20 protein-coding genes are annotated in these 22,607 nt (G+C 69.2%); 13 read left to right on the top strand and 7 right to left on the bottom strand.

Annotation, left to right across the window (positions count from 1 at the left end; genetic code table 11):
* Positions 1 to 65: 65 nt before the first annotated feature.
* The 3 genes from AB6807_RS18015 (at position 66) to AB6807_RS18025 (ending at position 3,396) form a co-directional block, all read left to right on the top strand.
* On the top strand, positions 66 to 248 hold the full coding sequence (locus tag AB6807_RS18015) for a hypothetical protein (RefSeq protein WP_116908487.1): 183 nt from the start codon (positions 66 to 68) through the stop codon (positions 246 to 248).
* A 96-nt stretch (positions 249 to 344) separates the two neighbouring features.
* Positions 345 to 962 (top strand): LexA family transcriptional regulator, encoded by a 618-nt coding sequence (locus tag AB6807_RS18020; RefSeq protein ID WP_286513114.1) that lies wholly within the window; start codon positions 345 to 347, stop codon positions 960 to 962.
* Positions 963 to 1,176: 214 nt separating this feature from the next.
* Positions 1,177 to 3,396, top strand: coding sequence for a ParB/Srx family N-terminal domain-containing protein (locus tag AB6807_RS18025; protein WP_371085598.1), 2,220 nt, complete (start codon positions 1,177 to 1,179; stop codon positions 3,394 to 3,396).
* 57 nt (positions 3,397 to 3,453) lie between these two features.
* Here the strand turns inward: AB6807_RS18025 and AB6807_RS18030 are convergent, their stop codons facing one another.
* A complete protein-coding gene (locus AB6807_RS18030) occupies positions 3,454 to 4,449 on the bottom strand; it encodes a LysR family transcriptional regulator (RefSeq protein WP_371085599.1) in 996 nt (331 codons plus the stop codon).
* A gap of 207 nt (positions 4,450 to 4,656) precedes the next feature.
* On the opposite strand from AB6807_RS18030, the gene AB6807_RS18035 reads away from it, so the two are divergent.
* The 6 genes from AB6807_RS18035 (at position 4,657) to AB6807_RS18060 (ending at position 11,625) form a co-directional block, all read left to right on the top strand.
* Positions 4,657 to 5,559, top strand: coding sequence for a transporter substrate-binding domain-containing protein (locus AB6807_RS18035; protein ID WP_371085600.1), 903 nt, complete (start codon positions 4,657 to 4,659; stop codon positions 5,557 to 5,559).
* 3 nt (positions 5,560 to 5,562) lie between these two features.
* Positions 5,563 to 6,870 (top strand): aminotransferase class V-fold PLP-dependent enzyme, encoded by a 1,308-nt coding sequence (locus AB6807_RS18040; RefSeq protein WP_371085601.1) that lies wholly within the window; start codon positions 5,563 to 5,565, stop codon positions 6,868 to 6,870.
* Positions 6,871 to 6,952: 82 nt separating this feature from the next.
* Entirely contained in the window at positions 6,953 to 8,077 is a 1,125-nt protein-coding gene (locus tag AB6807_RS18045) for a hypothetical protein (protein WP_371085602.1), read from the top strand.
* A 19-nt stretch (positions 8,078 to 8,096) separates the two neighbouring features.
* Positions 8,097 to 9,350 carry a toxic anion resistance protein gene (locus AB6807_RS18050; protein ID WP_371085603.1) on the top strand — a complete coding sequence of 418 codons (1,254 nt, stop codon included), beginning with the start codon at positions 8,097 to 8,099 and terminating at the stop codon, positions 9,348 to 9,350.
* Between the two features lie 152 nt (positions 9,351 to 9,502).
* Positions 9,503 to 10,996 (top strand): substrate-binding domain-containing protein, encoded by a 1,494-nt coding sequence (locus AB6807_RS18055; RefSeq protein ID WP_371085604.1) that lies wholly within the window; start codon positions 9,503 to 9,505, stop codon positions 10,994 to 10,996.
* On the top strand, positions 10,996 to 11,625 hold the full coding sequence (locus AB6807_RS18060; protein WP_371085605.1) for a hypothetical protein: 630 nt from the start codon (positions 10,996 to 10,998) through the stop codon (positions 11,623 to 11,625). The genes AB6807_RS18055 and AB6807_RS18060 overlap by 1 nt, the downstream gene beginning before the upstream one ends.
* A 46-nt stretch (positions 11,626 to 11,671) precedes the next feature.
* Here the strand turns inward: AB6807_RS18060 and AB6807_RS18065 are convergent, their stop codons facing one another.
* Positions 11,672 to 13,348: a SulP family inorganic anion transporter gene (locus AB6807_RS18065; RefSeq protein WP_371085606.1), complete on the bottom strand. Its 1,677-nt coding sequence runs from the start codon at positions 13,346 to 13,348 to the stop codon at positions 11,672 to 11,674.
* Between the two features lie 354 nt (positions 13,349 to 13,702).
* On the opposite strand from AB6807_RS18065, the gene AB6807_RS18070 reads away from it, so the two are divergent.
* The 4 genes from AB6807_RS18070 (at position 13,703) to AB6807_RS18085 (ending at position 17,295) form a co-directional block, all read left to right on the top strand.
* Positions 13,703 to 14,428 carry a hypothetical protein gene (locus AB6807_RS18070; RefSeq protein WP_371085607.1) on the top strand — a complete coding sequence of 242 codons (726 nt, stop codon included), beginning with the start codon at positions 13,703 to 13,705 and terminating at the stop codon, positions 14,426 to 14,428.
* 55 nt (positions 14,429 to 14,483) lie between these two features.
* Positions 14,484 to 14,957 (top strand): hypothetical protein, encoded by a 474-nt coding sequence (locus tag AB6807_RS18075; protein ID WP_371085608.1) that lies wholly within the window; start codon positions 14,484 to 14,486, stop codon positions 14,955 to 14,957.
* A 153-nt stretch (positions 14,958 to 15,110) separates the two neighbouring features.
* On the top strand, positions 15,111 to 16,670 hold the full coding sequence (locus AB6807_RS18080) for a transporter associated domain-containing protein (RefSeq protein WP_371085655.1): 1,560 nt from the start codon (positions 15,111 to 15,113) through the stop codon (positions 16,668 to 16,670).
* Positions 16,671 to 16,686: 16 nt separating this feature from the next.
* Positions 16,687 to 17,295 (top strand): flavin reductase family protein, encoded by a 609-nt coding sequence (locus AB6807_RS18085; protein WP_371085609.1) that lies wholly within the window; start codon positions 16,687 to 16,689, stop codon positions 17,293 to 17,295.
* A gap of 31 nt (positions 17,296 to 17,326) precedes the next feature.
* Here the strand turns inward: AB6807_RS18085 and AB6807_RS18090 are convergent, their stop codons facing one another.
* From AB6807_RS18090 to AB6807_RS18110, 5 genes are read right to left on the bottom strand one after another with little or no spacing between them, the layout of a single operon-like run.
* A complete protein-coding gene (locus tag AB6807_RS18090; RefSeq protein WP_286513099.1) occupies positions 17,327 to 18,127 on the bottom strand; it encodes a CPBP family intramembrane glutamic endopeptidase in 801 nt (266 codons plus the stop codon).
* Positions 18,128 to 18,169: 42 nt separating this feature from the next.
* The gene (locus AB6807_RS18095; RefSeq protein ID WP_371085611.1) at positions 18,170 to 19,090 is read right to left on the bottom strand and encodes a ChbG/HpnK family deacetylase; all 921 of its coding nucleotides are present in this window, start codon (positions 19,088 to 19,090) and stop codon (positions 18,170 to 18,172) included.
* Positions 19,091 to 19,100: 10 nt separating this feature from the next.
* The gene (locus AB6807_RS18100; protein ID WP_371085612.1) at positions 19,101 to 20,729 is read right to left on the bottom strand and encodes an ArnT family glycosyltransferase; all 1,629 of its coding nucleotides are present in this window, start codon (positions 20,727 to 20,729) and stop codon (positions 19,101 to 19,103) included.
* A complete protein-coding gene (locus AB6807_RS18105; RefSeq protein WP_371085613.1) occupies positions 20,726 to 21,838 on the bottom strand; it encodes a glycosyltransferase family 2 protein in 1,113 nt (370 codons plus the stop codon). Before AB6807_RS18105 ends, AB6807_RS18100 begins: the two co-directional genes overlap by 4 nt.
* Positions 21,835 to 22,473 (bottom strand): phosphatase PAP2 family protein, encoded by a 639-nt coding sequence (locus AB6807_RS18110; RefSeq protein WP_371085614.1) that lies wholly within the window; start codon positions 22,471 to 22,473, stop codon positions 21,835 to 21,837. Before AB6807_RS18110 ends, AB6807_RS18105 begins: the two co-directional genes overlap by 4 nt.
* Positions 22,474 to 22,607 lie beyond the last annotated feature (134 nt).

The raw sequence follows: 22,607 nt of genomic DNA on the forward strand, positions 1-22,607 counted from the left end.
GGACAGAAAAAACGTCACACTCGAGCCATTGACGGATTGGACGGGTGTCAAGACAGGAGCAACCCATGGACAAGGACGCCGACAACCTGGGCGCCGACTTCGCGTTGTGGAAGCAGCTCACCGACGACTACGAGCAGGCGCTGGACGCCATGTCGCGCGGTGAACCGGGCGCGCGCGACCTTGCGATCCAGCTGTCCCAGGCATTGCGTCAGCTCCACCCCGTGTCGGGTGTCGGCGTCGCCGATTGACGCCTTTTCTCATCGCATTCCCCGGCTTCCCTTCGCTGCCAGAATCGCTATCATCGATTAGTTTTCTATCTCGACGAAGGCATAGCCTCCCCGGCTGTGAGCATTCATCAACTTATTCGCGAAGGTCGCAAGCGTCTCGGCATGAGCGAGCAGCAGTTTGCTGACGCCGTCGGGGTGAGTCGTGGTGCCGTACAACAATGGGAAAAACCGGGCGGTACTGCTCCCAAGCGAACCAACCAGCCGCGCGTGGCCGAGCTGCTCGGCGTGTCGGTGGCGGAGCTGGTTTCCGGCGGCACCAACGTCAGCCCGGGTTTCGACATGCGCGCTGAGGTGCCCCTGGTGTCCGAGGTCGAGGCGGGCAACTACACCGTCATCGACAACTTCAAGCCCAAGGGAAAGTTCGACACCGTGCCCGTCACGGTGCCCGTCAAGCAGCACACCTATGCGCTGCGGGTGCACGGCGACAGCATGGTCGGCGAAACGGGCGACTCGTTTCCCGATGGCTCGCTGATCATCGTCGAGCCCGAGATGGCGGCCGTGCCTGGCGACTACGTCATCGCCCTGAACGATTCGAATGAAACCACGTTCAAGCAGCTCATTCGCGACGGCGGCGACCTGTACCTGAAGCCGCTGAACACGCGCTACCCGATCAAGCTGCTCGGCGCCGCGACCGTGATCGGCGTGGTCCGCGAGTTCACCAAGCGCTTTCGCTGAGGCCTTCACGGGCGACTCGCGGGAAACTCACGGGTTGCCAGCGGCTTTTTGCAGATAGATTTACCTTCGATAGATGTTTTTGCTATCGGCCTTCCAGCCGTTCCAGACACACATCGTCACGTGTCTGTCACCTTAAGTTCACAGAATCGGGCCGCTTTCGGCCATGGCAGCTTTGCCTGCGCCGGCGTGCTCCAGCCCTCTCCTGTGGACCCTCATGAACAAGAATTTTCAATGGACCCGCGCGCGCGCCGCGGGCTTGGCCGGCCTTGCGGCCCTGTCGCTGGCGGCCTGTGGCGGTGGCGGTGGGGGCGGCAGCAGCTTCGTGCCCTTCAGCGGCCCCGCGGCCGCCAACCCCGGCAACAACAACACTGACACGCCCGCCGTCGCGCTGCAGCCGCTGGCCGGCGGCGCGCAGTACTCGGGCACGGCCAGCTTCGGCGACACGGTGTCCATCACCCTCGACCAGCCCGCGGCGGGCAAGCTCACGCTGCGCTTCGTCGACTCACGCTTCGGCCTGGCCGGCGCCCTGACCGCCAGCTACGCCACCCAGCCCGACGGCTCGCTGCTGGCCGGCAACTTCGCGGTGCTCGCCGGCAGCGGCGTGCCCGACGCGCTCGCCGCCGCGCTGCCCAAGCTGGCGCTGCGCTTCCAGCTCGACGGCAGCCTGCTCAGCGGTTCGCTCGCGCAGGTGCCCAACCTCAAGGCGGCCGACGGCTCGGTGCTGCAGGGCGAGATCGCCGCGTCGAACCAGGGCGTGGCCGATGTCGCCACGCTGGCCGGCGTGTACAGCTTCATCAAGCTCACGGCCGGCTACAACGCCAAGGGCGTGCAGCAAGGCGCGCCCGCGTCCGCGTTCGGCCAGCTGAACCTGAAGGCCGACGGCACCGTGCGCGCCTGCCTGGGCGGCGCCTACGCCGACAACTGCGCCGACGCCCACACCGGCAAGCTCGCCGCCGAAGCCGACCAGAAGACCTACCCCGGCGCACTCGCCCTGACGCTGGACGGCCAGCGCATCGGCCGCGTCATGGTCAACGCGCAATCGGGCGCGGCCACGCTGCTGGCCGACGAGTTCAGCACCGCCGCCGACGGCAGCTTCCGCACCGGCACCTGGGTGCTGCAGAACGCGGCGCTGGCGCTGCCCGCCACCGCGCTCGACGGCGAATGGCTGTGCAGCCAGCCCGAGCTCGGCGCCACCACCGGCACGGCCACCGGCCGCACGCAACGCAACTTCGTCTCGGTGGGCGCCAGCCTGCTGCAGACCGACACCATCGACACCGACGTGGCGCTCAGCGCCAACGCGGCCATCGGCGGCGCCGCCACCTCGGCCACCGCCGGCGTGAACGGCCTGGTCGCCGGCCAGTGGGCCGACACCCGGAAGGCCGCGCGCCTGCTGCTGCCCGTGGGCAAGCAGACCGCGTACTTCATCGGCACCGGCGCCAGCACGGGCGCCGCCGCGGCCAGCAACATCTCGGGCGTGTGCCGTGCGCTGCCGGTGCAGCCGGTGCTCACCACCTATGCCGCCGCGCCCGCCAAGGACACGGCCGTCATGACCATCCGCATCGGCGACGCGCACCCCACGCAGCCTGCCATCGGCTACGACCAGGTCTATTACAAGCAGGCGCGCTACCGCAACACCGCCAACGGCTCGACCGAGTGGAAGAAGGAGTTCGGCGACTACTGCGAAGCCGCGGGCCTGACCGATTCCAAGAACGGCAGCGTCATCGCCGGCACCTCGAAGCTCACCGACCCGAGCACCTTCACCTGCTCGGGCAAGACCGTCGACGCGACGGTGCTCAAGTCGGCCGTGGTCGGCCCGCGCGGCGTGCTGTACCTCACGGACGGCCACCACACGCTCACCAGCTTCTGGGACGCGCCGGACGGCGGCGGTGCCGAGGTCAAGGTGCCGGTGGTCATGAAGGGCAACTTCATGGACCAGAACAACGCCACCTTCTGGCGCGGCATGCGCGCGCGCAAGACCACCTGGCTCAAGCTGCCCGACGGCCGCGCCATCACGCCGGCCGACCTGCCGCAGCAGCTGGGCCTGAACAACGGCCTGCAGGACGACCCCTACCGTGCGCTGCTGTACTTCACGCGCGACCTCGGCTACGCGCAGCCTGCCAACAGCACCGAGTTCCTGGAGTTCTACTGGTCCGAGTGGCTGAAGGCCGCACCGCAGAACGTCGACCTGTCGGCCTACACGCTGACCGACGCGGCCAGCTACCTGCAGGCCATCGGCACGGCTTCCGGCCTGATGAACCGTGCGGACCCGAACACCATCATCGGTTCGTCGGGCCTGACCGCCACGCTCATGGGCCAGCTCACCAAGGCCTACGACCCCGTTGCGCTGGCCGCGCTGAACACGGGCGTGGACCAGCCCAAGCCCGGCAAGCTGGCGTACGCGCTGAGTTACCGCGCGTCGCTGGCGAAGAAGTAGGGCGACAGGCCAGGCGCCCGCCGCTCGCGGCGTGGCGCCCGTGGCCGCGCGAGCAGGTCAATCGCGCGCGGCCCTTTCGCCTGCCTGCCCGGGCGGCCCATCCAGCTCGGCCAGCTCTCCCGGCTCCCCCAGCTCCCCCAGCTCCCCCTGCGCCTGAAACATCCGCGTGAAGTCGCAGCACGCCTGCGCCAGCATCACGATCGAAGAAGTCAGCGCGCTGCGGTGCTCCCCCTTGTGCATCGCCACGTACCGCACCACCGGCAGCGCGGGCGTCACATCGATCACCGCGAGCATGCCCGCGGCCACCAGCGGTTCCAGGCACTGGCGCGGCAGGTAGCTCACGCCCAGGCCCGACACGGTGAGCCCGGTCAGCGCCACCAGGTTGCTCACCACGATCACGTTGGCGGGCTGCACGCCTTGCTCCTTCATCCATGCGTCGTACGCGCGGCCGGTCCCCGAGTTGTTGCCCTGCACCAGCATGCGGTGGCGCGCCAGCTCGTGCAGCCGCACCGTGCCGCCCGACGCCGCCACGCTCACCACGCCGGGCTTGCACATCCACGCGCTGCGCACCTGGCCGATGAGCTTGTGCGGCAGGCGCGAGTCGGCGAAGGTGTCGGGCACGATGACCAGGTCGAGCTCGTCGGCCATCAGCTTGTCGCGCAGCTGCAGGCTGTCGTCCACGTCGGGCTCTAGGATCACCTTGGGGTAGTGCTGCTGGATGAGCCCGACCAGCCGCGGCAGCCAGGTCATGGCGGTGAGCTCGGTCACGCCGATGCGAATGCGCCGCTCCACCACGCCGGGCTTGCCGAACTGCTCGACCGCGGCGTCGCGCTGCGCCAGCAGCTTCTGCGCGAGCACGAACATCTCCTCGCCCTTCTCGGTGAGCCGCGCGGTGCGCTGGCTGCGGTCGAACAGCTCGGTGTCGAACAGCAGCTCCAGCTCGTGCACCCGCTTGGAAATGGCCGACTGCGAGGCGTTGAGCTGGCTGGCGGCCTGCGCGAAGCCGCCGAGCCGGCCGATCCAGTACAGGGCTTCGAGTTGCTTGAAGGTCATCACGGTGCGTGGCTCCTGCTGAAAGGCACGAAAGGGCGAGAAGCGGGCTGAAAGAACGCTTTTATTCATGCGATTCGATCACAAAAAATCGCTTTTAGAAATTCGTCGGCAGGCAGAAGATGCGCCCCAGGCCACGCCCCGAGGCCCTCCCTTCTCCCTTTCTTCTCGACCTTTCTCGACCTTTCTCGACTTTTCAAGGAACCTCCAATGAACTTCAAGAAACTGCCCCTCGCGCTCGGCATCGGCTTCATGCTCGCTATCGCCGGCGGCGCCGCCAGCGCCCAGGACGGCGGCACGCTGCAGAAGATCAAGGAGAGCGGCACGATCCAGATCGGCGCGCGCGACAGCCAGATCCCGTTCTCGTACAAGCTCAGCGCCGACAGCGCGCCCATCGGCTTCACCAACGACATCTGCCTGAAGATCGTCGACGCGGTGAAGGCCAAGCTCGGCCTCGCCAAGATCGATGTGCGCTACACCATGCTGAACTCGACCAACCGCATTCCGCTGCTGCAGAACGGCACCGTCGATCTCGACTGCGCCACCACCACCAACACCACGCAGCGCCAGGCGCAGGTCGACTTCGCGCCCAGCCACTTCGTGACCAACATCACCGCCGCGGTGAAGAAGGCCTCGGGCATCAACTCGCTGGGCGACCTGAACGGCAAGAACGTGGCCACGGTGTCGGGCAGCACCTCGATCCAGCTGCTGCGCGGCGCGCGCAAGAGCGGCGCCATCGAAGTGAACGAAATCGCCGGCAAGGACACCTCCGACGGCTTCCTGCTGCTGTCCACCGGCCGCGCCGACGCCTATGTGCTCGACGACGTGCAGCTCGCCGGCATGGTCGCCAGCGCCACCAACCCCGGCGACTACAAGCTGCTGAAGGAGTCGCTGCGCCAGGAGCCCTACGGGATCATGCTGCGCAAGGACGACCCGCAGTTCAAGGCGCTGGTGGACGAGACCGTCACCGGCCTCATGAAGTCGGGCGCCATCGAGCAGCTGTACACCAAGTGGTTCCTCTCGCCGATTCCGCCGAAGAACGCGAACCTGAACTTCCCGATGTCGGACGCGGTGCGCGAGATCTACAAGAACCCGAACAACAAGGGCGTCTGAGCGATGGCTTCCGAACACCCCCAGCATCCCCACGGACTCGCTTTCTCCGACGCGCTCATGCGCGAGGTGCAGCAGCGCTTTCTCAACGTGGGGCACGACCACCACGGCAAGGAGCGCCTGTACTTCGACAACGCCGGCGGCTCGTTCCGCCTGAAGGCCGCGGTCGAGCGCTTCGCGCAGGTCGATGCCATTCCCGACAACGCCGAGCGCATCCACGCGACGGCCGTGGAGCTGCAGGACATCCAGGCGCGCGGCTGCGACGACCTGCGCACCATCCTGAACGCCAGGGGCGGCAGCGTGTACGCCTCGCTCACGGCCTCGGGCGCGATGTTCGACATGGTGCGCGCCATTGCCGAGAACGTGCCGGGCACGAACATGGTCACCACCGTGCTGGAGCATCCCTCGGCCTTCGACGCCATGAGCCTCTACGCCCAGCGCCTGGGCCGCGAGCTGCGCGTGGCGCCGAGCAACCCGGTCACCGGCGGCATCGACGTGGAAGAGATCGTGCGGCTGGTCGACAAGGACACCTGCCTGCTCAACGTGATCTACGCGTCGAACATCTCGGGCGCCAAGCTCGACATGGAAGCCATCGTGCGCCGCGCGCGCGAGATCAAGCCCGACCTGTACATCGTGGTGGACGCCGTGCAGCACGCGCCGCACGGCCTCATCGACCTGCAGAAGACGCCGGTGGACGGCATCAACCTCGCGCCCTACAAGTTCTTCGGCTGCCGGGGCTCGGGGCTGTCGTGGGTGTCCGAGCGCGCGGCCGTGCTGCCGCACCACAAGCTGGCGGCCAAGAAGCCCGACTACTGGGACCTGGGCAGCTCGGCGCCGTGGCAGTTCGCGGTGCTGAGCGAAATCGTCGACTACGTGTGCTGGCTGGGCGGCAAGTTCACGCAGGCCACCGACCGCCGCGCGCTGTTCGTCGCGGGCATCACGCACATCGAGCTGCACGAGCGCGCGCTGCTCGCCGTGCTGCTCGACGGCAACCAGAACGCGACGGGCATGCGCGAGATGCGCGGCGTCGAGGTGTTCCTCGACCACGAAGACCTGACCAAGCGCGACCTGATCCTGGGCATCGGCTTCGAGCACATCGACTGCACGCAGGCGGTGGTCGAGTACGGCAAGCGCGGCGTCACGGTGTACGAGCGCGTGGCGACCAGCCTGTATTCGAAGCGCATGCTCGAATCGTTCGGCCTCGCGGGCACGGTGCGGGTGTCGCCGCTGCATTGCAACTCGGTGGCGGACATGGAGAAGTTCCTGCGCATCACGCAGGACATCGCACGCGAAAGTGCCCTCGCGGGCCGCTGACACGGGCCTGTCACGAACCGTCATATTCGGTCGGTAGGATGTTTCTCGACCCCCTGCGCACAGGGGGCGAGGAGCATGAGATTTGGAAATTCGCAAGCTGATCGCGCCGGTTCTGGCGGTGGTCCTGCTGGCCGCGGTGGGGGGCGGTGTCTGGTACTCGAACACCCGCCTGCACGATGACTCGGCCACCGCCGCGGCGGCACGCGTCGAGCAGCAGAAGCAGGTCACGCTGCGCGGGCTGATCGGCTCCGAGAAAGAAACCTTCTTCGCCGACCCGCGCGTGCAGCAGGCGCTGGCCGCGCAGGGCATCACCGTCACGGTCGAGAAGGCCGGCTCGCGCGCCATTGCCGGGCGCTACGACGCGAGCAAGTTCGACTTCGGTTTTCCCTCGGGCGCGCCCGCCGCGGCGCAGCTCAAGTCGCTGGCCAAGGCGCCCAGCGTCTTCAACCCGTTCTACACGCCGATCGTGCTGGCCAGCTGGCGGCCCATCGCCGAGATCCTGGTGGCCAACGGCATCGCCGCGAAGCAGGGCGACTTCTACTACGTGGTCGACCTGCCGGGCCTGATGGTCATGATCGAGAAGGGCACGCGCTGGAAGGAGCTCAAGGCCAGCGGCGCGTTTTCCACCAGCAAGTCGCTGCTCATCAACTCGACCGACGTGCGCACCTCCAACTCGGCCGCCATGTACCTGGCGCTGGCGAGCTACCTCGCCAACAGCCAGCAGATCGTGCAGAGCCAGGAGGACGTGGACCGCGTCATGCCCGTGGTGGCGCCGCTGTTCCTGCGCCAGGGCTTCCAGGAGCAGTCGTCGGCCGGCCCGTTCGAGGACTACCTCGCGCTCGGCATGGGCAAGGCGCCGCTGCTGGTGGCCTACGAGTCGCAGATGGTGGAGTTCTGGCTGAAGAACCCCGAGCGCCTGAAGAGCGACATGGTGCTGCTCTACCCCAAGCCCACCGTGTACTCGAAGCACGTGCTGGTGCCCTACACGCCCGGCGGCGCGCGGCTCGGCGCCGCGCTGGAAAACGACCCCGCCCTGCGCGAGCTCGCGCACGAGTACGGCTACCGCACCGGCGGCGACACCAAGGGCCCCGAGACCTGGGCCGCGCGCGGCGTGAAGGTGCCCGAGGTGCTGGTCGACGTGATCGACCCGCCGAGCTTCGAGTGGCTCGAACGAATGACCGCGGGCATCGAGGCCCGCTTCAAGTGAACAACCAAGGAACCTCCGAATGAACGCGCCTGTCACCGCAACGACTGCTACCGCAACGCCCGCCGCGCCCATCGACCTTCAGCCGCCGCAGGCCTTCACGCTGGAGCCGCCCGCGCCCGTCGCGGCCGTGCCCGTGGAGTCGGCCAGCGGCAAGGTGCGCCTGAAGCCCGAGGACGTGGCCGAGCTCGACGCGCAGGTGGCGCGCTTCATCGACGACATCACCGCGCACGACAGCCAGCACCCGCAGTTCAAGGAGGCGGTGGAGCGCATCCACTCGATGGGCACCAAGGACATCGAGGCCTCGGCGTCGGTTTCCAACCGCATGCTGGAGCGCCCGGTGGGCTCGCTGCGCAACGGCCTGTTCGACAAGGGCGCGCAGATCGGCCAGTCGCTGGTCGACCTGCGCCACCAGGTGGAAGCGCTCGACCCCTCGCGCCAAGGCGACCTGTTTTCCGCGCGCAAGCTGCTGGGCCTCATTCCGCTGGGCAACAAGCTGGCGGCCTACTTCGATCGCTACCAGTCGTCGCAGTCGCACCTGAACGCGATCATCGAGGCGCTCAAGCGCGGCAAGGACGAACTGCTGCGCGACAACACCGCCATCGAGCAGGAGAAGGTCAACCTCTGGACGCTGATGGAGCGGCTCGAGAAGTACGTGCACATCGGCAAGGCGCTGGACGGCCAGCTCGACGCCAGGGCGCGCGCGCTGGAAGCCACCGACCCCGAGAAGGCCCGCGTGATCCGCGAAGAGATGCTGTTCTATTCGCGCCAGAAGGTCACCGACCTGCTCACGCAGCTGGCGGTGAACATCCAGGGCTACCTGGCGCTGGACATGATCCGCAAGAACAACCTGGAGCTCATGAAGGGCGTGGACCGCGCCACCACCACCACCGTGGCCGCGCTGCGCACCGCGGTGATCGTGGCGCAGGCGCTCGCCAACCAGAAGCTGGTGCTCGACCAGATCAGCGCGCTCAACGCCACCACCGGCAACCTCATCGCCAGCACCAGCGAGATGCTGCGCGAACAGAGCGGCGCCATCCATCAGCAGGCGGCCTCCAGCACCATCGAGATCGCCAAGCTGCAGCAGGCCTTCGCCAACATCTACCAGACGATGGACACCATCGCCGACTTCAAGACGAAGGCGCTCGATTCGATGCAGACCACCGTCGACACGCTGAGCGGCGAGGTGGCGAAGAGCCGCACCTACCTGGACCGCGTGCGCCGCCAGGAAACGACCGAGGCGCTGCAGCAGCCGCGCGGCGAGGTCGCGCTGTGAGCCTGCTGCCGGGCTGGTGGGTGCGATGGCTTGTGCAACGGCTTGTGCGATGGCCTGTGCGATGGGTGGCGCTGGGTGCGTTGTCCTTGGCGTCGCTGGGCCTCGCCGCCTGCGGGCAGCAAGAAGCACCGCAGGCCACGAACGCCGCGCCCGTGGCCTCAGACGCCAGCTTCACCATCCTCGCGGGCTCGGAGCTGAAAGACATCGAAGGCCCCATCGTCGATGCCGCGAAGGCGGCCGGCGTGGACGTGAAGTTCTCGTATGCCGGCACGCTCGACATCGTGGAGCGCATCAACGCGGGCGAGCGCTTCGACGCCATCCTGCCGCCCAACGGCGCCTACCCCGCGCTGGCGCTGCAGGCCAAGCCGGTGGCGCGCGACAAGCTCTTCTATTCGCGCATCGCGCTCGGCGTGAAGCGCGCCAAGGCCGAGCAGCTGGGCTGGACGAAGCGCCCGCCCGGCTGGGCCGAGATCGCCAAGGCCGCGGGTGACGGTCAACTGCGCTACGGCATGACCAACGCCACCAGCTCCAACACCGGCATGAGCGCGCTGTTCGCGGTGGCCTCCGCGCTGGCCGGCAAGACCGAAGACCTGGCGGTGCAGGACGTGGACGAGAAGACGCTCAAGGCCTTTCTCTCGGGCCAGAAGCTCACCGCCGGCAGCTCGGGCTGGCTGGCCGACGCCTACGTGAAAGACCCGTCGGCCATCGACGCGATGGTCAACTACGAGGCCGTGATCCTGCGTGCCAACGACAAGCTCGCCAAGACCGACCAGCTCATGCTGGTGTACCCCCGCGACGGCATGATCTCGGCCGACTACCCGCTGATGCTGCTCAACGCCGGCAAGCGCGATGCCTACACCCAGCTCGTCACCACGCTGAAGGCCGCGCCGTTCCAGCGCGACGCGCTCGCCGCCGCCTTCCTGCGGCCCGCCAACCCCGAGGTGGCCGCCGCCAGCGCGCTGCCGACCACGGCCGCGGTGGAGCTGGGCTTTCCCAACCGGCTGGAGGTGATCGACGCGGTGCTGGGCACCTACCAGTCGCAATGGCGCAAGCCCGCCACCTCGATCTTCGTGCTCGACCTCAGCGGCTCCATGTCGGGCCAGCGGCTAGCCTCGATGCGCGAGGCGCTCAAGCTGCTGTCGGGCGCGGACACCGGCACCGCCACCACCGGCACCACCGCCAGCACGCGCTACAGCGCCTTTCAAAGCCGCGAGCGCGTGGTGCTCATCACCTTTGCCACGCAGGTGCAGGCGCCGGTGTGGGTGCGCTTCGACGCCGACCAGCTCGACACCGCGCGCGCCGAGCTGCGCCGCCAGGCCGACGCGATGAAGGCCGACGGCGGCACCGCCATCTACTCCGCGCTGGCCGCGGCCGAAGACCTTGCGCGCAAGGAGCAGCAGCTCGACCCGGGCCGCCTGGTGAGCATCGTGCTGCTGACCGATGGCGAGAACAACTCGGGCCTGAAGCCGCGCGAGTTCAGCGAGCGCTTCGCGGGCGGGCTGCCCGCGCGCATCTTCCCCATCTTGTTCGGCGAGGCCAACGTGGCCGAGATGCAGCAGATCGCGCAGGCCTCGGGCGGGCGCGAGTTCGACGGGCGCAAGCTGCAGCTGGGCCAGGTGTTCAAGGAAATCCGGGGCTACCAGTGATGCCGGAGCGTTCGCTGAAGCTGCGCGCGCTGCTGTTCCTCTATGGCAACGGCAACATCCTCGGCTGCGCGCTTGCGCTGCTGGGGCCCGCGCTGCTGTTCGCGAACGTGATCGACCGCGGCTGGCTGCTGATCACCGCGGCGCTGTACGTCGCGGGTTGGCTGCTGGGGCGCAAGGCGCCCGAGCTGGAGCGCCGCATCGAGGACAGCCTGAGCGTGGAGCAGACGCTGGAGCGCCTGGACCGCGTGGTGGCGCAGGCGCAGCCGCACCTCACCGAAGACATGCGCAAGAGCCTGGACAACGTGCGCGGCTCCGTCGGCGAGGTGCTGCCGCGGCTGGTGGGCGCGCGCGCGGGCGGCGACGACCTGTTCACCGTGCGCGAGACCGTGCTGCGCTACCTGCCCGAGACGCTGGCCAACTACGTCGCGCTGCCGCCGGCCTTTCGGCTCACGCACACGGTGAAAGACGGCAAGACCGCGCGGCAGCTGCTGGGCGAACAGCTCGGCCTGCTCGACGACAAGCTGCGCGAGATCGTCGCGAACGTGGCCTCCAGCGACGCCGCCGCGCTGGTGGCCAACGGGCAGTTCCTGGAGAAGAAGTTTCGGCAGCCCGACTTTCTCGCGGGCTGAGCCATCGTGCACACGACGGCACGATTGCGCGGCAGCCCGAGCGAGTTCAGGCGGCAGGCGGTGGTGCCGCGCTGAGCGTCTTCGCGGGCTGCGGCTGCACCGCATCGTCCACGCTCCACGGCGCGTACACCTCCGCGTGCAGGTCGGGCGAGTTCACCTTGGCCAGCAGGTCGCGCACGTCGTCCTTCACGCGCGCCAGCGACAGCCGCGCGCCGCGCACGCGCACATAGGCCGCGAAGTCGCACAGCGCCTCGATGCTGGTGGCGTCGAGGTCGGGCGACTCTTCCAGGCTCAGCACCATGCGCTGCAGGCCCGGCGTCGCGTCGATGCGCGTGCGGATCGATGCGAACACCGCGTCGGCATTGCCGAAGAACAGCGGCACCTCGGGCCGCGCGATCAGCGTGCGGGGCGGCACCACGGCCTCGGGGTGGCGCGCGGTGTCGACGTAGTCGTGGCTCTGGCCCAGCCGCCCGAGCCAGCTCACGGTGGTGCGCGAGAAGCCGCGCAGCAGCAACAGCAGGCTCACGCCGATGGCCGCGAGCAAACCGTTGAGCACGCCCAGCAGCAGCACCGCGGCCACCGCCACCAGCGCCACCAGCCGGTCGCGCCGCCACTGGAAGTAGGGCCGCAGCGCGGCCGGGTTCAGCGTGTGGCTCACCGCGTGGATCACGATGGCGGCCAGCAGCGGCTGCGGCGTGTGCGCGATCCACGGCAGCAGCGTGAGCACTGCCACCAGCACCACCAGCCCCGCGACGATGCCCGCCGCGCGGCTCTGCGCGCCGGCCGACTCGTTGGCCGAGGTGGCCGAGTAGCCCGCGCCCACCGGCATGCCCTGGAACAGCGCCGACAGCAGGTTCGCGCCGCCCAGCGCCAGCAGGTCGCGGTTGGCCGACACGTTGTCGCCGTGGCGCAGCGCGAAGGTGCGGATCGAGCCGTACGACTCCGCATACAGGATGAGCGCCATCGCGAACGCCAGCCCACCCAGGTTCTGCCACTGCGTGCGGTCGAGCGAGGGCACGCCCGGGTGCGAGAAGTCCAGCGAAATGGGCCCCACCGCCGCCACGCCCCACGCATGGCACAGGCCGCTCACGTCGAGCACGATGCCCGCCACGATCACCAGCAGCGCGGCCGGCACCGCGCGCCAGCGCGCAAAGCCGCGCAGCAGCGCCAGCGCCACCAGCGCCATGGCGCCGCCGGCCAGGTTCCAGTGCCGCCAGTCGGCGGCGAGCCCGGCCACGAGCCTGAAGAAATCGCTGTGCGCGGGCTGCACCGCGAGCACCGTGGGCAGTTGCTTGACCACGATGGTCAGCGCCAGCCCGAGCGCGAAGCCGCGCAGCACCGGCTTGGCGATCAGGCTGGACACCGCGCCGAGCTTGGCCACGCCCGCGATCACGAAGAACACGCCCGCCAGCAGCACGATGCCCGCGCCCATCGCAAGCCGCGTGGCCGCGTCCACGCCGGTGACCGACATGGTGGCCGCGAACAGCACCGCGGCCGAGGACGACGTGGCCGAGACGATCGCGAAGCGGCTGCTGCCGAACACGCCGTAGACCAGCAGGCCCGCGAACAGCGCGATGACGCCGGCCTGCGGCGGCAGGCCCGCGATGCTGGAGTACGCCACGGCCTCGGGCAGCAGCAGGCCCGCGATGGACACGCCGGCGACGAGGTCGGCGAAGCCTGGGCGGCGAGGGGCTGTGCGAATGTTCGGCGGGGTGGATGCCATGGTGCTTGTGCGTCGGGTCTGCCGCACGCTAGCAGCTTTCGACGGACCACAGGCTGACGAGGTGTCGCAGGCTCCACCGTTCGGTTGCGATCGCTGCGCGCGATGACCGCTGCGTGCGATGACCACGCCATGCCACCGACGACCTCGTGCGATGCCCGATTAATGCTTTAGAACAGGTCGTCCCGCAGCCCGCGAAGAACTTAAATCTTCCAGGCTAAGCCCTTCGTACGAAGCCCCTTTTTCACTCGAAAAAAGAGGCCTTCGCTGACACGCACGGCCTCATGAAAGTCGCATCGCGCTGGTATGGTGCGCGGATAGTTTTTCTCGCCCGTGTCGCTGCATTGGGCTCGCCACATGCCCATTCGCCACGACAAGATTTTTCCGCGCTACTCGTTCTATTGCGTCCTCGGCGGGCTCGCCGCCATCTATGTGTTCTGCGCCATGATGCTGGTGCCGATCAAGGTCTACATCCTTCCGTACCTGATCACGCCGGACTTCATTCGCCACCGCGGCGCGATCATCGTGCTGTTCCTGGCCATCCCCTCCGCGATCTACCTGATCTGCTGGAAGGGCAGCGACTTCTTCGCTTGGCTTCGCGCTCCTGGCCAGCTCACCGTGGGCGAGCGCGGACTGCAACTCGGCGAACGCACGCTGGCCTTCGCGGACATCACGCGCTTTCGCCATCGCCACAACCGCAACCATGTGCTGCTCTCAACGCGCGACGGCAAGACGCTGCGCCTGCGGCTCGACCTGTGGGACGAACCCGATGCGCTGCTCGCCGAAGTGGAAGAGGCGGTGGGCGATGTCATGACGCACGACGTCGAGCGCCGCGTGCATGCGGGCGAGACGGTGAAGTTCGGCGTGCTCGGCCTGCAGGCCGAAGGGCTGGTGCACAAGGGCCAGCTCATCGCGTGGTCGAGCATCGACACCATCCGCACGCAGGCCGACGAAGAAGGCATGGACGTGGACGAGCACCTCGTCATCGTCGCCGACGGCAAGGCCCGGAAGATCGACCGCTCGAAGATCGACAACGAGCCCGTGCTGCTGGCCTGCCTGATGCAGCGCCTGCCCGCGGCCTGAAGTTTTCCCGTTCCTTTCCCAACCACTCCAACGCGCTTTCAGCGACACAGAAAAAATGGAAATCTACAGCTCCGCCGCACAGCAAGAAAAGACCCGCCAGGACCGCCCCGTGTTCTATTCCCGCTCGCGCCTGGTCGCCGGCACCGTGCTCTGGGCGGTGGTGACGGTGGTGCTGGCGGTGCTGTGCATCCGCGCGCAGGACAAGAACGTCGGCATCCTCATCGCGGCCTGCTTCGCGCTGCTCACGGCATGGCTGACCTTCAAGTGCTTCAACACGCTGCGCAACATCGGCACGCCGGCGTTCGTGGTGGGCCACCAGGGCCTGACCTTCGAGAACGGCATGCTGCTGCCGTGGCGCAACATCCTGGAGAACACCTGGGTGAACCAGAGCTACATGGGCATCCCGATCAGCAAGCAGATCCAGATCAGAACCGACCTGCCCAAGCCGCAGGCGCGCGTGCTGCGCCGCGCCACGGCGCTCGAGATCTCGGGGGACGAGTACCTCGCGCTCTGCGACGCGTACCGCTGATCGCATTGCGAAGAGTCCCCAGGCCCTCTGGCAATTTGAGGGCCTTGGGTAGACTGCCTGGGTGAAATCTTCTTCCGAGCCCCCCAGTAGGCCCCGCGCCTTTTCCAGTTCCCTTCCGCGCCGCCGCGCTGCGAACACAGCTGTCGCAGCATGATCGAACTGCTCTCCGACCCCGCCGCCTGGATCGGTCTTCTCACGCTCGTCGTGCTGGAGATCGTGCTGGGCATCGACAACCTCATCTTCATCGCGATCCTGGCGGAAAAGCTGCCGCCGAGCCAGCGCGACCGCGCGCGCGTCATCGGCCTGAGCCTGGCGCTGTTCATGCGGCTGGCGCTGCTGTCGATCGTGTCCTGGCTGGTCACGCTGACCACGCCGCTGTTCTCGCTGTTCGGGCAAGGCTTTTCGGGGCGCGACCTGATCCTGCTGCTGGGCGGTTTCTTCCTGCTGTTCAAGGCCACGTCGGAGCTGCACGAGCGGCTCGAGGGCGTGACGCACACGGCCACCGGCTCCGCGGCGTATGCGAGCTTCACGCTGGTGGTCACGCAGATCGTGGTGCTCGACGCCGTGTTCTCGCTCGACGCGGTGATCACCGCCGTGGGCATGGTCGACCACCTGCCGGTGATGATGGCCGCGGTGGTGATCTCCATCGGCATCATGCTGTGGGCGTCCAAGCCGCTCACGCGCTTCGTCAACGCGCACCCCACGGTGGTGGTGCTGTGCCTGAGCTTCCTGCTGATGATCGGCCTGAGCCTGGTGGCCGAGGGCCTGGGCTTTCACATTCCCAAGGGCTACCTGTACGGCGCCATCGGCTTCTCCGTGATGATCGAGACACTGAACCAGTGGGCCAAGCGCAACGCGCTGAAGCACGAGGCCCGCCGGCCGCTGCGCGACCGCACGGCCGAGTCGATCATTCGCCTGCTCGGCGGCCGCGCGCCCGGCGAGCCGGCGCTGGCCGGTGCCATGCCCGATGCCGCCATGGCCGCGCAGCCCGCCTTCGCGGTGGAAGAGCGCAACATGGTCAGCGGCGTGCTGTCGCTGGCCGAGCGCACGGTGCGCTCGGTGATGACGCCGCGCACCGACATCTCGTGGGTGGACCTGAACGACGACCCCGAGGCCGTGCGCGAGCAGCTGCTGGACACGCCGCACGGCATCTTCCCCGTGTGCCGCGGCTCGCTCGACGAGGTGGTGGGCGTGGCGCGCGCCAAGGACCTGCTGGGCCACCTGCTGCGCCACGGCAGGATCGACGAGGGCCACGGCCTGCGCGCGCCCATCTACGTGCCCGAGTCGACCACGGTGATCCGGCTCATCGACACGCTGCGCGGCGCGCGCGGCCAGCTCGCGCTGGTGAGCGACGAGCACGGCACGCTCACCGGCGTGGTGACGCCCATCGACGTGCTGGAGGCCATCGCGGGCGAGTTCCCCGACGAGGACGAGACGCTCGACGTGCTGCAGACCGCGCCCGACGCCTGGACCGTGTCGGGCGGTGCCGACCTGCACCTGCTGGAGCAGGCGCTGCAGACGCACGGCCTGGTGAGCGACGACGACAGCTACACCTCGGTGGCGGGCTTTCTGCTGGCGCGCTTCGGCGGCTTGCCCTCACGCGCCGCGCACTGGGTGCACGACGGGTACGATTTCGTGGTGACTGAGGTCGATGCCCAGCGCATCCGCACGGTCGCCGTGCGCCGGCTTCCGGTGGACGACCCCGAAACCTGAAGCGCAATCGCCCCCGATGAACAACGCATCGCACCGCCAGAGCGTTCCGCTCGACAAGGCCTACCGCCTCATGAACCACGGCCCGACCGTGCTGGTGAGCGCCGCGCACGGCGGCCAGCGCAACATCATGGCCGCGGCCTGGGCCATGCCGCTGGACTTCGCGCCGCCCAAGGTGGCGGTGGTGCTCGACAAGAGCACCTGGACGCGCGTGCTGCTCGAAGGCGCCGGCAGCTTCGCGCTGCAGGTGCCCACGCGCGCGCAGCTCGACCTGACCGAGGCGCTGGGCAACAGCTCGGGCCGCGAGATCGTCGATGCCACGGGCCACGACAAGTTCGCCGCCTACGGGCTGGAGACTTTCGAAGGCACGGCCACGGGCGCGCCGCTGCTCGAAGGCTGCGCGGCCTGGCTCGAATGCCGGCTGCTGCCGGAGGCGCACATCCAGGACCGCTACGACCTGTTCCTGGGCGAGGTGATCGCGGCGCAGGCCGATGCGCGCGTGTTCGCCAACGGGCGCTGGAACTTCGACGGCCACGACGAACTGCGCACGCTGCACCACGTGGCGGGCGGGCACTTCATCGTCGATGGCGAGGCGGTCGATGCGCGGCCGCTGGCGCGCAGGGCGTAGCCGGTCCCTGGCAAGCCTGGTTCAGGCCGGTTCAAGCCGAGTTGCGCGCCCCGCGCGGCACCAGCATCGCGCGCAGCACCACCACGCCGCACACCGCCGCCGCCAGCGCCAGCAGCACGGCCCACAGCAGGCGCGAGGGCGACGCGGCCTCCAGCCAGTCGGCCAGCAGCAAGGTGGTGGTGTTGTAGGTGGCGTGCAGCGCAATGCAGGGAATGAGCGAGCGCGTGCGCTCGTACAGCCACGCGAGCACGGTGCCCATCACGAAGCCGACCACGAACTGGTAGATGTTCATGTGCGCCGCGCCGAACAGCAGCGCCGACAGCAAGATGGCCTGCCAGCGCGGATAGCGCCGCAGGAAGCCGCGCAGCACGATGCCGCGGAACAGCATTTCTTCCAGCAGCGGCGCCATCACGCACACCGCCAGCACCGCGGCCACGCTGCCGTCGGCCATGCGGCTGAAAAACGATTCTTCCCAGCGCGACAGCGGCACCAGCGCCGTGAGCAGCTGCAGCGCCGACGTGATGGCCAGCAGCAGCGCCGGCACCAGCAGCAGAACCGGCGGCACCACCAGCATCAACATGGCGCCGGGCGACGACGGCGAGTGGTGGAACAGCTCGCGGTAGGTGAGCTTCTGGAAGTGCATGACCACCGCGAACACGCAGCCGTTGCCCAGCACGGCCGAGAGCACGCCGATCTGCATGGTGTTGAGCCCCAGCCAGCCGTTGGCGTCGCGCAGTGCCGCGCCCATGACGAACTCGCACAGGAACAGCGCCACGAACAGGAGTGCGGCTTGCGCCAGCGACGGGAAGGCCGCGCTTTTCGGGGAGGGCATGGAGCGGGGCGCCGGAGGCGCTGACGGAAGGTGGCGCGGATGTTACGCGACCGGCCGCGTGGCGCCTGCCGCTGCCGGGCTGCGCTGGCGCAGCAGCTGGGACAGCGGCTGCAGCCAGATGCCGCCGGACGGGGCCTGTGGGCCTGGTTGGCCTGATGGCCCTGACCGGTCCGCTTGCCCCGGCACGGGCAGCACCAGCTCGCGCAGCACCGCGTACTCGCGCAGCCGCGCCGCGCCGTGCGGGTCGCTCGGCAGGATGCCCGCGGCCGGGTGGCACATGAGCACGTCGCCGTCGCCACTGGCCGCAAGCCATTCGCCCAACCGCTTCGCATAGGCGCTGGCATCGCCCTCGAAGTCGTACACGCCCAGCAGGTGCCGGCTCGTCGGAATGCCGTGCCGCGCCGCCAGCGCGTTCAGTCGCGCGCCGCCCAGCGCATGGATCACGCGCGCCTTCCAGCGCTCGCTTCCCTGCAGCCAGCCCGGCGCTGTGCTGCGCAGCCAGGGCGGCGAGGCCGTGTAGCGCCGCGCGATTTCTTCCACCAGCAGCTGGCGCACCACCGGGAACTGGTGCACATGGCGGTGGCCGTCGATGAAGGCGGGCGCGCGGCCCATGGCGTCCTCGAAGCGGGTCATCTGGTCGCGGATGTCGGCCTTCAGCCCCGCTGCGAACACGGTGCGCGAGTAGGTCTGCGCGAGCAGGCCGGCCAGGCCGGGCTCGGGCCCATCGACGCGCGCGGGGCGGGTCAGGTCGAGGTGCAGCCCGACGTCGAGCCGTGCGGGCGCGAAGCGGCGCAGCGCCTGCGCGCCGGCCAGCCAGGCGCTGCGCCGCACCATGCCGCCGGTGGCGGAAATCTTGCCGCGCTCGGCCAGGTCGACCACGGCCGCGTTAACGCCGGTGCTCAGGCCGAAGTCGTCCGCGCAGATGCAGATGCGGCGTGATGCGGTGGGGGGCTTGTCTTGCATGGAGGTCGGGTCAGTCGTTGCCGCCGGTCCCGTGGACCGGTGGTGCTGGTGTTGCTGGTGTTGCTGGTGTTGCTGGTGTGGAAGAGGCCGCCGGTGCGCCGTCCAGGCAGTGCGCGTCGCCGGTCGCGCTGCCCGCGAAGCGCCATGCGGCCAGGCCGTGGTTCACCGCCGCAAGCTGCGCGCGGCCGAGCCAGGGGTCGGCCGCTGGCTCGCTGGCCGGCGCCACGATCCAGGTGGCGCGCGGCACGCACAGCGTGGACGCGAGCCGCTCGCGCTGCACCAGCGTGGCGGCGGCGCGCGCGGGCTCGAAGCGGCCGGCGTCGTAGAGCTCCTTGCGCCAGTTGTCACGCGGGTCGTGCGCCACCGCCTGCCAGTCGTCGGACACCAGCACCGGCTCGCGCAGGTTCCAGTAGAAGGGAATCTCGTAGCTGTAGCTGTCGAGCATCAGCACCTGTTCGCCCGGCGCCACCTGCTGGCCGGCGGGCAAGCGCAGCCGTGTGTCCGGCGGCACGGCGTACAGCGTTACCGCCACCACGCAACCCACGCACAGCGCGGCAGAGGCCAGCGTGGTGGCGCGCACCTTGGGCAGCAGCCGTTGCGGCGCGCGCCCCGCGAGCACGCGCTGCGCGATCAGGCAGGCCAGCGGCGGCAGCGCCGGCAGCACATAGCCCACCAGCTTGGAGCGCGGCAGCGAGAAGAACACCACGATCACCGCGAGCCAGATCCACATGAGCACGTCGACGTCGGAGCGCTTCGCGCTCGCTCGCTCGTCCGCGCCGCGCGGCACCAGCACCCAGGCGAACCACGGCAGCGTGAGCCCGGCCAGCACCGGCAGGTAGAACCAGAAGCCGTGCTCGTTGTTGAAGCCTGACGATGCGAAGCGGCGAAAGTGCTGCGTGATGACGAAGTAGTCGAAGAACTCCGGGTACTTCATCTGCATCGCGACGAACCACGGGCCGGCCGCCGCCAGCAGCACGGCCCAGCCGGGCAGCCACAGCGCGAGCTTCAGCGCCGCGAGCCGGCGTGTTGCCGCGCACCACAGCGCGATCACCATCGCCGGCAGCACCAGCCCGATGAGCCCCTTGGCCAGCAGCCCGGCCGCGGCGAACAGGTAGGCGCCGGCCAGCAGGCCGCGCCACGGTTCGTCGCGCTCCCTGGCCATGAAGGCGCCGGCCGCCAGCAGCACGGTGCAGGCGATGCAGCCGGCCACCAGCATGTCGAGGTTGGCGAACTGCGCCCCCAGGAAGAAGAAGGGCGTGGTCACCAGCACCACGGTGGACAGCAGCGCCACGCGCACGGTCGACCAGCGGCGCAGGAACAGGAAGAGCGCCGACGCCGCCGCGCCAGCGCCCAGCACCGAAGGCAGGCGCGCGGCCCATTCGACCGGGCCGGTCAGCGCCATCGCGGCCGCGCCGATCCAGTAGAACAGCGGCGGCTTGTGGAAGAAGGGCAGCCCGTCGAGCCGCGGCACCAGCCAGTCGCCGGAGTGCAGCATGGCCAGCGCGACGCTCGCGTAGCGGCCTTCGTCGGGCGCCATCAGCGGGCGCACCCAGGCCGTGGCCAGCAGCCAGGCGAAAAGACCCGCAATGAGCCAGACGGGCTGCGGAGCGGTCCACCAGGCGGTGGCCTGGCGCCTCATGGCTGGCCGGTCTCCGCCCCCGCGGCCAGGCCCTTGCCTTCCTGGCGGCGCACCACGTACAGCGGCCGGCCTTTCACCTCTTCGTAGATGCGCGCGATGTACTCGCCCACGATGCCGGTGGAGATCATCTGCACGCCGATGAAGAACATCAGGCTCACCACGATGGTGGTCCAGCCCGAGACCTCGTTGCCGAACAGCAGGTGGTCGACCGTCACGAAGATGCCGTAGGCAAAGGCCGGCAGCGCGAACAGCAGCCCGACCACGCTCACCATGCGCAGCGGCCAGGTGGTGAAGGCGGTGAGCCCGTCGATGGCCAGGCGCACCAGCCGCCGCGCGTTGAAGCTGCTGACGCCTTCGGCGCGCGGCGCGGGCGTGTAAGGCATGGCCACCGCGCGAAACCCCACCCACGCGTACAGCCCCTTCATGAAGCGGCTGCGCTCGGGCAGGCTCATGAGCGCGTCCACCACCTTGCGGTCCATGAGCCTGAAGTCGCCCGCGTCCTTGGGCACCACGAAGCGGTCCGACGTGTCGAGCAGGCGGTAGAAAAGCTTGCTGCCCCACTGCTTGAAGCGGCTTTCGTCGTTGCGCTGCTCGCGCACGGCGTACACCACTTCGGCGCCGGCCAGCCACTGCGCGATCATCTTGTGAATGAGGTCGGGCGAGTGCTGCAGGTCGCCGTCGAGCAGCACCACGGCGTCTCCGGTGGCCGCGGCCAGCCCCGCGGTGAGCGCGGCCTCCTTGCCGAAATTGCGCGACAGCGAGATGCAGCGAAAGCCCGGCAGCTCGCACCAGGCCTGCGCGACGGCGGCGGTGTCGTCGGTGCTGCCGTCGTCCACCACGATGATTTCCCAGCGCAGCTGCGTGGCCCAGAGGATGTCCTCGAGCCGGGGCAGCAGGTGGCGCAGGTTGGCGCCTTCGTTGAAGCAGGGCACCACGCAGGAGATGCTGCGTGCGTTCGCCGTGGGCGTGCCGGGCAGGTCGGTGCGCGGTGCGGTCACAGGTGATGCCGGCGACGCTGTAGCCGTGGACGTGGTCGCGGTCTTGTGATCGGCCAGCGCATCGGCGCCCAGGCCGGCGCGTGCGTGCAGGGTGGTCTTCGAAGAGATCATGGTTGCCTCCGCGGAGGAATGGGTGTGGAAGTGGGTGTCGACGTGCGTGTCGTGACTGCCGTGGCCGCGTTCCCTGTGTCGCGCGAGCGGCCGGCTTGCGACGTCGGAAAAGAGAGGAAGCGGTGCGCGAGCCACTGCGCGCTGCGCAGCGCGCCCGCCACCAGCCCGCCGAGCAGCAGGCCGGCGACGATGTCGAGCGGAAAATGCACGCCCACGTACACGCGCGCCCAGCCCGTCACCGCCGCCAGCACCAGCAGCGGCGCGCACAGCCAGCGCAGGCTGGGCCGCAGCGCGAAGGCCAGCGCCACCATGAACATGACCGACGCATGCGTGCTCGGCAGCGAGCCGCGGCCCGCGTGCGCGATGTAGGCGGGCGCCAGGCCCAGCACGAAGGGGCGCGGCACGTCGAGCGACATGGCGATGCTGTGCGCCAGCAGCGACGTGAGGCCCGCGGCCGCCGCCACCACGAACAGCCAGGCACGGTCGTCCGGCTGGCGCCACAGCGCCAGCGCGACGACGCCCGCGCTCAGCCAGCTGCCCCACAGCGCGAAGTCCGACGCCACGGACAGCACCCACGGCGTGGGGTGGCTGCCGGCGGTGAGCCATTGAAAGAGCGCGACGTTCAGCATGTTCATGGGGTGACCCCCGGCAGGCGAGTGGAGAAAACGGGCGCGCGACGGCACCCGGCGCGGCGCGCGCACCAGACAAAGCGGGACATGGTCGAACCTTCAGTCGAAGAGAGGAGGGGCCTCGCTGCGCGCGATCACCC

It is taken from the genome of Variovorax sp. RCC_210, assembly GCF_041355175.1.
In the GTDB taxonomy this organism is placed as follows: Bacteria; Pseudomonadota; Gammaproteobacteria; order Burkholderiales; family Burkholderiaceae_C; genus Variovorax.